The sequence below is a fragment of the Streptomyces sp. NPDC057682 genome (assembly GCF_042799575.1).
Lineage (GTDB): Bacteria > Actinomycetota > Actinomycetes > Streptomycetales > Streptomycetaceae > Streptomyces.
The window spans coordinates 313,479-325,982 of the sequence record NZ_JBHVIN010000005.1 but is presented as its reverse complement, the minus strand read 5'-3'; the positions used below and the strand labels follow the sequence as shown (position 1 = coordinate 325,982).

The following is a 12,504-nucleotide window of genomic DNA, read 5'->3' as shown; positions in this document are numbered from 1 at the left end:
GCTACCTCTTGTCACTGGTCATATGGCGCATCAGGACCTCCTGGGTGGCCTGGGCGCGCGGGACTTCGCCGGTGAGCCGGCCGGCCGCCATGGTGTAGATCCGGTCGCACATGCCGAGGAGTTCGGGCAGCTCGGAGGAGATGAGGACGACGGCCCGGCCCTCGGCGGCGAGCCGGTCGATGACGGTGTAGATCTCGTACTTGGCGCCGATGTCGATGCCGCGGGTGGGTTCGTCGAGCACGAGGATGTCGGGGCCCGCGAAGATCCACCGGCTGAGCACGACTTTCTGCTGGTTCCCGCCGGAGAGGCGCCCGGTCTGTTCGAACACGCTGGGCGTCTTGATGTTCATGGAGGTCCGGTACGACTCGGCGACGCGGGTCTCCTCGTGCTCGTCGACGATTCCGTGGCGGGCGACCTTGCCGAGAGCACCGAGGCTGATGTTGCGGCTGATGGTGTCGATGAGGTTCAGGCCGTAGTGCTTGCGGTCCTCGGTGACGTACGCGATCTTGTGGCGGACGGCCTCGGCCACGGTGCGGGTGCGGATCTCGCGGCCGTCCTTGAGGACCGTTCCGCTGATGTCCGTGCCGTAGCTGCGGCCGAAGACGCTCATGGCGAGTTCGGTGCGTCCGGCGCCCATCAGTCCGGCGATGCCGACGATCTCGCCCCGGCCGGCCCGCAGCGAGACGCCGTCGACGACCTTGCGGTGCCGGTCGATCGGATGGTGGACGGTCCAGTCCCGGATCTCCAGGGCGGGGTGGGCGTCCGGGTCGCCCTCGTACGGGGTGCGCGGCGGGAAGCGGTGGTCGAGATCGCGGCCGACCATGCCCCGGATGATGCGGTCCTCGGTCGCCGCTCCGGCGTGCGCGTCGAGCGTTTCGACGGTCCGGCCGTCGCGCAGCACGGTGACCGAGTCGGCGACGGAGGTGATCTCGCCGATCTTGTGCGAGATGATGATCGAGGAGACGCCCTGGTCCCTCAGTTCGCGGATGAGGGCGAGGAGATGGGCGCTGTCCTCGTCGTTGAGGGCGGCGGTCGGCTCGTCGAGGATGAGCAGTTCCACCTTCTTGGAGAGGGCCTTGGCGATCTCGACGAGCTGCTGTTTGCCGACGCCGATGTCCGCGACCCTGGTCTGCGGGCGCTCCCTGAGGCCGACGCGCTTCAGCAGGGCGGCGGCGTGGCGCAGGGTCTCGTTCCAGTCGACGAGGCCGCGGGAGGCGTGCTCGTTGCCGAGGAAGATGTTCTCGGCGAGGGAGAGGTAGGGGATCAGGGCGAGTTCCTGATGGATGATCACGATGCCGCGTGCCTCGCTCGCCCGGATGTCGCGGAAGGCGCAGTCCTCGCCGTCGAAGCGGATCTCGCCCTCGTAGCTGCCGTGCGGGTGCACCCCGCTGAGGATCTTCATCAGGGTGGACTTCCCGGCGCCGTTCTCCCCGCAGACGGCGTGGATCTCGCCCCGGGCGACGGTCAGGGAGACGTCGGCGAGGGCGGTGACGCCGGGGAAGGTCTTGACGATGGACCGCATCTCCAGGATCGGGGCGGCGGCCACCGGTTCGGCCGTCGTGGCGGTCATCGCAGGTCGCTCTCCTTGAGGTAGCCGGAATCGACGAGTTCGGCGCGGTAGTTGCTCTTGTCGACGCTCACCGGGTCGAGCAGGAACGAGGGGACGACCTTCTTCTCGTTGTCGTACGTGGTGGTGTCGTTGACCTCGGGCTTCTTGTCGTTGAGTACGGCGTCGGCCATCTGGACCGCCTGTTTGGCCAGGGCCCGGGTGTCCTTGTAGACGGTCTGTGTCTGCTGTCCCGCGATGATCGACTTCACGGAGGCGATCTCGGCGTCCTGGCCGGTGACGACGGGGTACGGCTTGGCCGCGGTGCCGTAGCCGTCCGACTTGAGCGCCGAGATGACACCGATCGAGATGCCGTCGTACGGCGAGAGCACCGCGTCGACGTCCGCCGAGGAGTAGGAACTCGTCAGCAGGTCGTCCATGCGCTTCTGGGCGGTGCCGCCGTCCCAGCGCAGGGTGGTGATCTGGTCGAGCTTGGTCTGCTTGCTGCGGACGACCAGTTGCTGCTTGTCGAGATAGGGCTTGAGGGTCTTCCAGGCCCCCTGGAAGAAGTAGCGCGTGTTGTTGTCGTCCGGGGAGCCGGCGAACAGCTCGATGTTGAACGGGCCCTTCGCGGTGCCCGATTCGAGTCCGAGCCGGTCGAGGATGTAGCCGGCCTGGAGCTCGCCGACCTTCTCGTTGTCGAAGGAGGCGTAGTAGTCGACGTCGGGGCTGCCGAGGATGAGGCGGTCGTAGGCGATGACCCTGATGCCCTGCTCCCCCGCCTGGCGCAGGACGTCGCCGAGGGCGCGTCCGTCGATGGCGGCGATCACCAGGACGTCCACCCCCTTGGTGATCATGTTCTCGATCTGGGAGACCTGCTGGTCGACGTCGTCCTCGCCGTACTGCAGATCGGTCTTGTACCCGAGCTTGTGGAACTCGGCGGCCATGTTGCGGCCGTCGGCTATCCACCGTTCCGAGGACTTGGTGGGCATGGCGATCCCGATGGTGGAGCCCTTGCCCCCGGACTTCTCCGCCTTGCTGCCGCCGTCGCTGTTCTGGCCGCAGGCGGCGAGGGACGCGCAGAGGGCGAGGGCGGTGAGGACCGTCGCGGTCCGTGCGGGGAGGGTGCGTGAGGAACTGCGCATGGTCGATCCTCCGGTGCGGGGGCGGCGGCCGGTCGGGCCGCGCTGCCCTCATCGATGGTTCGGTATATCGGACACGGTTCGGGAAACGTGGCACGCGGAGGCATGCGGGAGGCCGCCCCATCGACGGCATCACCCCTGCGCACCAGGACTGCGAAGCGGCGCTGTTCGAGATTTCGTCATGCGTTCGAAATGTGGGCGTGACGGTAGTGAGCGGCCGGGGAGACTGTCAATGGGGCGGGCGCGGAGCGCGTGCTCAGCCGGCCTGGCCGATCGCGCCGCGCAGCATCGCGACGGTGGTCGCGGCCGCGGCGCGCTCCGCCGGATCGTCGGTGGCCCGCACCCGCTCCTCCAGCAGCACGACGGCCGCCTGGAGCACTCCCACCCGGACCGGAACGCTCTGCATGGCGGTCAGCACGGCCGCGGCCTGCTCGGCGGGGGTCGCGGACGCCGACTGCGGGATGAGGGTGGTGATCCCGCGCCCGAGGGCGCGGTCACGGGACGGCTGGGCCGAGGGACTGGTCATCGCAGAAGTCTCCCGCACCACACGGCCGGATACCGTCAGCGACCTGCCCGCCGCACCGCCTCGCCCCGCTGGACATGGTCGTGGACGCGCTTCAACAGGCGGGCCAGCTGCGTCCGTTCACGGGCGTTCAGCGGGGCGAGGACGTCCTCCTGGATCTCCGAGGCCTCGGCCAGGAGGTGTTCGAGCACCTCCCGGCCCGCCGGGCTCACGGTGACGGTCATCCGTCGCCGGTCGGCGGTGTCGCGCGCCCGCTCCAGCAGCCCGTGCGCACCGAGGTCGTCGACGAGGCTCACCATGTCGCCCCGGTCGATCGACAGCCGCGACGCCAGCTCCCGTTGTGCGTGCGGTCCGAAGTCGCAGAGCGCGGCCAGCACCGCCATGTGCCGCAGCCGCAGCCCCCGCTCGGCCAGCCTCTTCGCGAGCCGGGTCCGGGCCGCCCTTCCGGTCCGGGACATCAGGTAGGTGGTGTGCTCCAGAAGGCTGGGCGGCGTCACGTCGTCGTTCACCCGTCGATCGTAGGCGTACGCCCGTACGGGAAACACGCCCGGTACGCGGGTGGTGGGCCGCTCACGCCGGGGCGCGGCGCAGGTCGAAGACGAGACGGCCCGGCACCTTGCCGCCGAGCACCTCGTCGATCGAGGCGTTGATGTCGGCCAGGTCGCGGCTCTCGCGCACCACGCGGGTGCGGCCCAGACTGTGCAGACGGAAGACCTCGGCCAGGTCCTCGCGGGTACCGACGATCGAGCCGAGGATCTTCGTGCCGTTCAGCACGGTGTCGAAGACCGGGATCTCCAGCTTGCCCTCGGCGGGCAGCGCCACGAGGACGAGGGTGCCGCCGCGTCGCAGCGCGGCGTACGCGGCCTCGAAGGACGCGTTGCTCACCGCGAGCGAGATCGCCGCGTCGGCCCCGCCGAGCCGTCGGGTCTCCTCCGCCACGTCCTGGACGCGGGCGTCGATGACATGGTCGGCACCCAGCTCCCGGGCGAGGGCCAGCTTCTCGTCGGTGACGTCGACCGCGATGGTCTCGGCACCGAAGATCCGCGCGTACTGCAGGGCCAGATGCCCCAGGCCTCCGATGCCGGAGACCAGCGCCCTGGTCCCGGGGCGCGCCCCGGAGAGCTTGACCGCCTTGTACGTGGTGACGCCCGCGCAGGTCAGCGGTGCCGCGTCCAGCGGGTCGATGCCGTCGGGTACCGGCACCACGTACGTCCCGTGGGCGAGGGCGTACTCGGCATGGCTCCCGTCGACCGAGTAACCGCTGTTCTGCTGCTGGAGGCAGAGCGTCTCCCAGCCGGACACGCAGTGGTCGCAGTGTCCGCACGCCTCGCCGAGCCAGGGAATGGCCACCCGGTCCCCCACCGCGAGGTGGGTGACCTGGTCGCCGGCCGCCTCCACGATGCCGATGCCCTCGTGGCCCGGGACGAACGGCGGGGACGGCTTGACCGGCCAGTCGCCGTGCGCCGCGTGGATGTCCGTGTGGCACAGCCCGGAGGCCTCCATCCGGACGAGGACCTGGTGGCCGGCGGGGGTGGGGACCGGCCGGTCCTCGACGACCACCGGTTCGGTGAAGCTGCGGACAACGGCGGCTCTCATGGGGAATCTCCTCCGCTTCGATGCGCGCGCCCGGTCCGGCCCGCCGCTTGCGGCAGTGGGGCGCACAAGCCTCGAAACAGACTATTTCGGATGGCCGGTTCCTGCCCCTTCTCCCGGAACCGGCCGGAGCCCCACCGCCGTCCGGCCGGTCGGTCCCCCAGGGTCTTTCGTTTGGATCAGGCTGGATCAGGGAGCGGGGTGTGGTGCGTGCGGCCGCAAGGCGGAGGAGGGCGTCAACGCGGAGCGTTGGCAACCGACGACAACGCCGCAGACGCGCGCACCACACCCCGCGAGCCCAGCATGATCCAAACGAAAGACCCTAACCCCGGGAGGCCCAGACCCGCATCGCCTCACGGGAGGAGAAGTCCGCGACATCCTTGTCCAGCGGCTGATCGGTGTACTGGTGAATCCGCCACGACGCCTTGATGCGCGGCTCGCCCGGCGTGACGTAGTCGGCGATCCAGAGGCCGTCACCGGCGTACGAGGTGGTGTCGTGATTCAGCCAGAAATAGCGATTGCAGTACAGAAGAACCCGGTGGCCCGGCCGTAGGCGTTTCACCGTCCGGATGAAGCTGTCCTTCTCGGCGTTGCTCGCACGCGTTCCCTCGCCGTTCTCCTCCCAGTCGACGGCCAGGAGTTCCCCCTCCTTCTCCGGGGCCTTGCTCAGGAAGTATTCCGCCTGCTCGGTGATATTCCCGGGCCACAGGAAATGGTAGAAGCCGACCACGCATTCGGCGTCACGGGCCCGTTTCGTCTGCTCGGACAGCCGGGGGTTCACGTACGAGCGCCCCTCGGTGGCCTTGATGAGGACGAAGTCCACGCCGTCCCCGTCGAAGGACGACTGATACGCGCTGACATCGACTCCGTGCAGCATGAGGACCTCCTTCACAGTTGGTTCACCTGGTTCCGTTTCCTTGTTCTGTTACGTGCCCGCCGGGCGGGGAGCCCATCCGTGCGGCGCGCCGGGAAATCTTCCGGCGCCCTTCGGAATAGCTTTCGACGGACATCAGTTGGTGAACCGTCGAGACCCGTTCACGTACCGCTTCGCACCATCGAAAGGTCGGATCCATGAAGATCGGCATCATCGGGGCAGGGAATATCGGCGGCAATCTCACGCGCCGTCTCGCGGCGCTCGGACATGAGGTGTCCGTCGCCAACTCGCGCGGTCCGGAGACGCTGGCGGCCCTGGCCGAGGAGACCGGGGCCAGGGCGGTTCCCGCGTCCGAGGCCGCGCGGGGCGCCCAGGTCGTCGTCGTGACCGTGCCCCTCAAGGCGGTCCCCGCGCTGCCTTCCGGATTCCTCGGCGAGGCGGCCGACGACGTCGCGGTGATCGACACCGGGAACTACTATCCGCGCGAGCGCGACGGGCGCATCGGGGCGATCGAGGACGGGCTGCCGGAGAGCCTGTGGACGCAGCAGCAGATCGGGCACCCGGTCGTCAAGGCGTTCAACGGGACGTACGCGCAGGACATCCTCGACAACGGTACGCCGAGCGGCACCCCCGGCAGGCAGGCGCTGCCGGTGGCCGGGGACGACGCGGCGGCCAAGCGCAGGGTGCGCGAGCTGATCGACGAGCTGGGCTTCGACACGGTCGACGCGGGCGGGCTCGACACGTCGTGGCGCCAGCAGCCGGGGACGCCGGTGTACGGCAACCGGGGCGATGCCGCCGCGATCGAGAAGGCCCTGGCCTCGGCGTCCCCCGAGCGCACCGCCGACTGGCGGGCCTGACCCTCGTCGAGCTCGTGGGCGGCGGGATCTCCCCCGCCGCCCACGGCGCCCGGGACCGGGTCCTCGGGCGCCCTCGTGTCCGGCGCGCCGCCGCTCAGCCGTTGAAGCCGGTGCCTCGGCTGACCTTCTCCCAGGCCAGCACCTCGTCGCGGGAGGACTCCAGGCTCGCGAGGACCCCGTCGGTGGCGTCGTTCCCGAGCGGCAGCCGGAGCGGGGTGTCCTCGGCGGCGAGCGCGGTCAGGATCGCGGCGGCCGCCCTGTCCGGGTCGCCCTCCTGCTTCCCGTCGGAGTCCGGGAGGCCGGTGCGGACCGGGCCCACGGTCTGCTCGTACGCCGGAAGGGCCGGCGACCGCCGCAGGGCGCCGCCCCCGGCGAAGCCCGTGCGGAACGAACCGGGCTCGACGATCAGGACCTTGATCCCGTGCGGGGCCACCTCGGCGGCCAGCGCTTCCGACAGGCCTTCCAGGGCGAACTTGGTGGCCGAATAGCCGCCGACGCCCGGGAAGGTGAACCGGCCGCCCATGCTGCTCATCTGGACCACGGCGCCGGAGCCGGCCCGCCGCATGTGCGGCAGCACGGCGCGCACCAGCGCGGCGGGGCCGAAGAAGTGCAGGTCCATCAGTTCGCGAAGCTCGCGGTCGCTCGTCTCCTCCACGGCGCCGACCAGACCCATTCCGGCGTTGTTGACGACCACGTCGATCCGGCCGTACCAGAGCACCGTGTCCGCGACGACCGCCGCGATGCGCGCGGTGTCCGTGACGTCGAGCTGTACGGCGACGGCCCGGTCGGGGTGCGCGGCCACCAGGTCCTCCAGGACGTCCGGCCTGCGCGCCGTGGCGACGACGGTGTCGCCCGCCGCGAGCGCGGCCTCGGCGATGGCCCGTCCGAAGCCGGACGAGGCTCCGGTGATCAGCCAGACCCGGCCCGGGGCGCGGTCGCGGGCGGGGGCGGGGGCGGCGGATGCGTTGTTCATGTACAACTCCATTGATCTTCTTGGCCGTTGCGATGACCCAGTTATGTCATCCGACCTCCGGAGCGGTCCAAGACAAGGACCCTCACAAGCGATAAACGCGCCTTATGATCGCTGGATGGAGCTGCGCCAGTTGCACTATCTGACGGTGATCGCCGAGGAGGGGAACCTCGGCCGGGCGGCCCGGCGCCTCTTCGTGAGCCAGCCCGCCCTGTCGTACGCGCTCAAGAGCCTGGAGACGGAACTCGGCGTGCGGCTCTTCGACCGTCACGCCGGCGGGGTGACGGCGACGGCCGCGGGGCGCGAGGTGACCGCCGAGGCGGTGCTCACGCTGCGGCAGTCCGCGCGGGTGACGGAGGCCGCCCGGCGCCATGTCCGGGGCGAGGCGGGCGAGTTGCGGGTCGGCTTCGAGGCGAGCGGCGCGGGCGAGCTGACCACACGGGCGCGGGCGGAGTTCGCCCGGCTCCATCCCGGGGTGCGGGTGGTGCCCAAGCGATACGACTGGGGCCAGGAGGCCGAGGCGGTGCGCGACGGCGGGGTCGACGTCGCGTTCGTCTGGCTCCCCAACGATCTGACCGGCCTGCACACCGAGCCGGTGCACACCGAACCGCGCGTGGTGGGCCTGCCCTCGGGACACGCCCTGGCCTCCCGTGCCGGTGTCTCGGTCCTGGAGGTCGGCGACGAGCCGCTGCTGTGGACGCGCCGGGCACCGCGCGAGTGGGTGGACTGGTGGGCCGTCAACCCCCGGCCGGACGGGTCGAGTCCGGTCTGGGGGCCGACCAACGACAACGTGGAGGAGATGCTGGAGCAGGTCGCGGAGGGAGCCGCGATCTGTTTCGCCCCGCTGAGCATGACCCGGTACTATGCGCGCCCCGACCTCACCTGGGTTCCGCTGACCGATGTGGAACCGCTGCGTGTGGTCCTGGCCTGGGCGCAGGGCACGGACGACCCGCTGGTCCGCGGGTTCGCCCGGGTGGTGCGGGAACTGGCCGCGGCCCCGGTGCCGGCCGGGGAGGCCGGCACCGGCGGAACCTAGTCCGTGCCGTCGGGAGCCGGCGGGAGGCTGTCCATGAAGGAGCTGACGGAGAACACCGCGCGGCCCGCTCCGGGCGGCCCATAGCCGGGGGGCGAGCTGAGGCCGAACTCCTCCATCGTGGCGCGGTAGGCGTCGAGCAGGCGGATGTGGTACTCCAGCGGCGCGCCGTCCGGGTTGGTCTTCCCGAGCGGGGTCGTCGGCTCAGGGCACCAGGTCGTGAAGCGCGGGGTGATTCCGTGCGACATGAAGAACCGCAGACCCTCGGTGGTGGAGTCGATGGCCTCCTTCACCGTGGTGAAGCCGAAGGGCTCGGCCATCTCCACGCCGGCGACGAAGTTGGGGATGACATTGCGGGCGCCGAAGACGTCGGCGGAGTCCAGGATGCGGCGGTGCCATTCGTCGCGGCCGACGTAGCGCTCCTTGCCGGGGCAGTACAACTCGAAGAGCCTGCGGTCCCACACCTCGTAGTTGGGGTGGTAGATCTGCACGCCGTAGTCGTGGAAGCGCTGGACGTCCGCCTTGGGCAGGGCCTGGGCGACGACCTTGCCGATCCAGCGGCCGGGGAAGCGCTCCTCGATGGCCTTGGCGTACTGGCCGTAGAAGTCGGCTTCGTCGCGTCCGCCGATGTGGGAGGTGATCGCTCCGCCGGTGAGGGTGTAGGCGGTGGACGTCTTGGCCGTGTCGTAGCGGTCGATGAGGGCCAGCGCCTCCAGGACCTCCTCGACCGGCTTCACACCGGTGTAGGGACGGCCCGCCGCCTTGTGCTGGCGCCAGTTGTGGTTGATGTCGCAGTACTGGCACTCCTCCTTGGCGCCGAAGTACTGGCAGACGCGGAAGACCGTCAGATAGACCAGGTAGCCCCACTGGATGGTGGGCGCGACCTCCATCACGGACTTGCCGTTCTCCAGGGTGTGCCGGTAGTAGTCCGGCATGGGCGGCAGGCCGACGTCGGAGATCCGGCGGCCGTCGAGGTAGAGCCCGAGCCGGCCCTCGGCGTCGGCGGCGACCCGGTACGGCGACGCCGGGTTGACGCGCACGGAGACGACGGTGCGCCGGAGCTCGTAGGGGCCGCCGGTGAGCACGATCTCCTCGGGCGGGCGGCGCAGCGCTGCCGCGCCCAGTTCGGGCAGGGTGCCGTGGTCGAAGGAGAAGATGAAGTAGGACTTCGGCTTGACGTCGCCGTCCTCGTTGTCGCTGAGCGCGGACTCGTCGAAGGCGAGGCCGCCGCGCAGCAGGTCCTCCTTGATGACGGCCTCGCGCGGCACGTGCGGGAACTGCTCCATGAGCCGCTCGACCAGGCGGGTGCGGCTCGTGTCACCGCCGGCGGGGGCGGTGCGGGAGGCGTCGGCTGGGGTGGGCATGTGCGGGGCTCCTCGGTCCGTTCGTCGAAAGGTGTTCCGGGTGCGCCGTCCCGTCCGACGAACGGCGGACGCGCCGCGTTCCCGGGCGGCCGGCGCCTGAGCGGTGTCCCGCAATCCCTGGCGGGACACCCCTTGGTCAACCCGTCCAGTGGGCGGGACGGTCGAGCGCGTCGGGAAGTCGCGTGGCCCGGTCGCCGCGTGCGGCGTTGAGCTGGGACTGCGTCAGGAAGACCGCTCCGGTCAGGTCGGCGCCGGACAGGTCCGCGTCCCTGAGGTCGGCGCCGATGACGACGGAGAGCCGGAGATCGGCGCCGGAGAGGTCCGCCGCGATGAGGTAGGCACCGCGCAGATCGGCGCCGCGCAGGTCCGCGCCCTGCATGCGGGCGCCGATGAGGTCGGCGCCGCGCAGGGCGCGCTTCTTCCTGCCGGGGGCGGTGGCGCGGACGAGTTCCCCGGCTCGGGCCAGCAGGGCGGCGACGCCGTCCCGGTGCGCGTCCACGTCGAGGTCCGCGAGAGCGTCCGCGTCGAGGCGGGTGAGGCGTTCCGTGGCGTCGAGCGCGTCACGGATCTCGCGGCGCAGCGGGCGGGCCGGGGCCAGTTCTGCGGCCTCCGTGAGGTACCACAGGAGTTCGTGGAGCCGGCGCATCACCGGGAAGACCGTGAACATCGCATGGGCGGTCTCGGGACGGGCGCGCCAGTCGTGTCCGCCGAAGGTTTCCCGGGAGGTCTTCTGTCCGGCGCCGAAGCAGTCGTACACGGTGCACCCGGCGAAGCCCTCCCCGCGCAGCCGGGTGTGGACGGAGCAGCGGAAGTCGTCCTGGAGGTTGTGGCAGGGGGTCCCGGCCTCCTTGTCGACGGCGAAGTCCGCGGAACGGGTGAGGGTGAGGGCGACGCAGCACAGGGCGAAACAGTTCGCGCAGTCCGCCCGCAGGGCGGACCGGTCGACGGTCGTCGCGCGGCCGGCGGTGTCCGTGCGGCCGGCGGCGGGGGTGCGGGCGTCATGGGGCACGGCGTGGAAGTCCTCAGCTGTCCGGGAACACTGCTGCGTCGAGCCTACCCACGGCCTGCGGGGCGGCCCGCGGCGCGGGTCGGACGGGCACGGGTGCCGGGACGGGGTCCCCGACCGGACCGCCGCCGTCGGGCCACGGACGCGCAGCATAATGATGGTACGTACATCTTTTTGGAGGTGGCCACCCCGTGGCGAACACACCGGTCGACACCCTTCCGGCCCGTCGGGTCCTCACCGATCCGGCGGGCCTGGTCCGCTACCAGCACGACGAGGCCGAGTGGGCCCCGTACGGGACTCCGGCGGCGGTGGTGCGGCCGCAGAGCACCGAGGAGGTGCGGGACGTGGTGCGCCACTGCCTCGCGCACCGTATTCCGGTGGTGCCGCGCGGGGCCGGGACCGGACTGTCCGGCGGGGCCAACGCCGTGGACGGGGCGGTCGTGCTGTCCTTCGAGGACATGAACCGGATCGTCACCATCGACCGCGCCGAGCGGCTGGCCGTGGTCCAGCCCGGTGTCGTCAACGACGATCTGAGGGCGGCGGCCGGTGAGCACGGGCTCTGGTACCCGCCGGATCCGGCCAGTTCCCCCTGGTCGACCATCGGCGGGAACGTGGCGACCAACGCCGGCGGCATGTGCTGCGTGAAGTACGGCGTGACCCGGGACTACGTGCTCGGTCTGGAGGTCGTCAACGGGCTCGGCGAGGTGGTGCGGCTCGGCCGGCGCACCGCGAAGGGCGTCGCGGGCTACGACCTGGCGGGGCTGATGGTGGGCTCCGAGGGCACGCTCGGCGTGATCACGGAGATTACCGTTCGGCTCCGCCCCGCGCGGCTCCAGGAGCGCACCGTGGCGGGGTACTTCTCCTCGGTGGTGGCGGCGGGCGAGGCGGTCGGCGCGGTGACGGCGTCGGGGGTGATCCCCTCGGCGCTCGAACTGGTCGACCGGCACTGCCTCGCCGCCGTCGACGCCTGGAAGAAGATGGGGCTCTCGGCCGATGCCGATGTGGTGCTGCTGGGCCGCGTGGACACCCCCGGGGCCGAGGGGGACGCCGAGGCCGAACAGGTCCGCGCCTGCTTCGAGCGTGCCGGGGCGACCTGGGCCGCGGTCTCCACCGACCAACAGGAGGCGGACGCCCTGTTCCAGGCCCGCCGGCTGGCCTACCCGGCACTCGAACGGCTCGGACCGGTCCTCACCGAGGACGTCTGCGTCCCGATGGCGGCGGTCCCGGAGATGCTGGCCCGCATCGAACGGACGGCCGCCCGCCACGACATCCTCGTCGCCAACATCGCGCACGCGGGCGACGGCAACCTTCATCCGCTGATCATCACCCCGCCGGGTGACGAGGCGGCCCGCACCCGCGCGCAGGCGGCCTTCGAGGACATCCTGGACGACGCGATCGCGCTGGGCGGCACGGTCACCGGTGAACACGGCGTGGGGCTGCTCAAGATGCGCGGCATGGACAAGGAACTGGGCCCGGCCGTGCTGGCCATGCACCACGCGGTGAAGGCGGCACTCGATCCGCACTGCATCCTCAACCCCGGCAAGGTCCTGGGCGTCTGACCCGGTCCCCCGAGGCCGTTCCGGGCCCGGTTGTCAG

11 protein-coding genes and 1 pseudogene are annotated in these 12,504 nt (G+C 71.0%); 3 read left to right on the top strand and 9 right to left on the bottom strand.

Annotated features, from left to right (window positions below):
* Window position 1: 1 nt before the first annotated feature.
* From mmsA to ACFVDM_RS11235, 6 genes are all read right to left on the bottom strand, one after another.
* Window positions 2–1,570, bottom strand: coding sequence for a multiple monosaccharide ABC transporter ATP-binding protein (mmsA, locus tag ACFVDM_RS11260; RefSeq protein WP_383636293.1), 1,569 nt, complete (start codon window positions 1,568–1,570; stop codon window positions 2–4).
* Window positions 1,567–2,691, bottom strand: coding sequence for a multiple monosaccharide ABC transporter substrate-binding protein (chvE, locus tag ACFVDM_RS11255; RefSeq protein ID WP_383636290.1), 1,125 nt, complete (start codon window positions 2,689–2,691; stop codon window positions 1,567–1,569). Before chvE ends, mmsA begins: the two co-directional genes overlap by 4 nt.
* Window positions 2,692–2,944: 253 nt before the next feature.
* Complete coding sequence (locus ACFVDM_RS11250; RefSeq protein WP_383636287.1) at window positions 2,945–3,214, bottom strand: hypothetical protein; 270 nt, start codon at window positions 3,212–3,214, stop codon at window positions 2,945–2,947.
* Between the two features lie 35 nt (window positions 3,215–3,249).
* Window positions 3,250–3,720, bottom strand: a complete 471-nt coding sequence (locus tag ACFVDM_RS11245; RefSeq protein WP_383636284.1) for a MarR family winged helix-turn-helix transcriptional regulator — start codon at window positions 3,718–3,720, stop codon at window positions 3,250–3,252.
* Between the two features lie 61 nt (window positions 3,721–3,781).
* A complete protein-coding gene (gene adhP / locus ACFVDM_RS11240; protein ID WP_383636281.1) occupies window positions 3,782–4,807 on the bottom strand; it encodes an alcohol dehydrogenase AdhP in 1,026 nt (341 codons plus the stop codon).
* Window positions 4,808–5,126: 319 nt separating this feature from the next.
* Entirely contained in the window at window positions 5,127–5,681 is a 555-nt protein-coding gene (locus ACFVDM_RS11235; protein WP_383636278.1) for a glycoside hydrolase family 25 protein, read from the bottom strand.
* 173 nt (window positions 5,682–5,854) lie between these two features.
* Here ACFVDM_RS11235 and ACFVDM_RS11230 point away from each other — a divergent pair.
* A pseudogene (locus ACFVDM_RS11230) lies at window positions 5,855–6,535 on the top strand (NADPH-dependent F420 reductase); the annotation flags it as partial.
* Between the two features lie 94 nt (window positions 6,536–6,629).
* Here the strand turns inward: ACFVDM_RS11230 and ACFVDM_RS11225 are convergent.
* Window positions 6,630–7,508 (bottom strand): oxidoreductase, encoded by an 879-nt coding sequence (locus tag ACFVDM_RS11225; RefSeq protein WP_383636275.1) that lies wholly within the window; start codon window positions 7,506–7,508, stop codon window positions 6,630–6,632.
* Between the two features lie 115 nt (window positions 7,509–7,623).
* On the opposite strand from ACFVDM_RS11225, the gene ACFVDM_RS11220 reads away from it, so the two are divergent.
* Complete coding sequence (locus ACFVDM_RS11220) at window positions 7,624–8,541, top strand: LysR family transcriptional regulator (RefSeq protein WP_383636272.1); 918 nt, start codon at window positions 7,624–7,626, stop codon at window positions 8,539–8,541.
* Here ACFVDM_RS11220 and ACFVDM_RS11215 read toward each other — a convergent pair.
* Window positions 8,538–9,902, bottom strand: coding sequence for a radical SAM protein (locus ACFVDM_RS11215; protein ID WP_383636269.1), 1,365 nt, complete (start codon window positions 9,900–9,902; stop codon window positions 8,538–8,540). The genes ACFVDM_RS11220 and ACFVDM_RS11215 overlap by 4 nt on opposite strands.
* Before the next feature lie 136 nt (window positions 9,903–10,038).
* A complete protein-coding gene (locus ACFVDM_RS11210) occupies window positions 10,039–10,833 on the bottom strand; it encodes a pentapeptide repeat-containing protein (RefSeq protein WP_383636784.1) in 795 nt (264 codons plus the stop codon).
* Between the two features lie 266 nt (window positions 10,834–11,099).
* Between ACFVDM_RS11210 and ACFVDM_RS11205 the strand changes: the two genes are divergently transcribed.
* The gene (locus ACFVDM_RS11205) at window positions 11,100–12,467 is read left to right on the top strand and encodes an FAD-binding oxidoreductase (protein WP_383636266.1); all 1,368 of its coding nucleotides are present in this window, start codon (window positions 11,100–11,102) and stop codon (window positions 12,465–12,467) included.
* The last annotated feature ends 37 nt before the right edge of the window (window positions 12,468–12,504 follow it).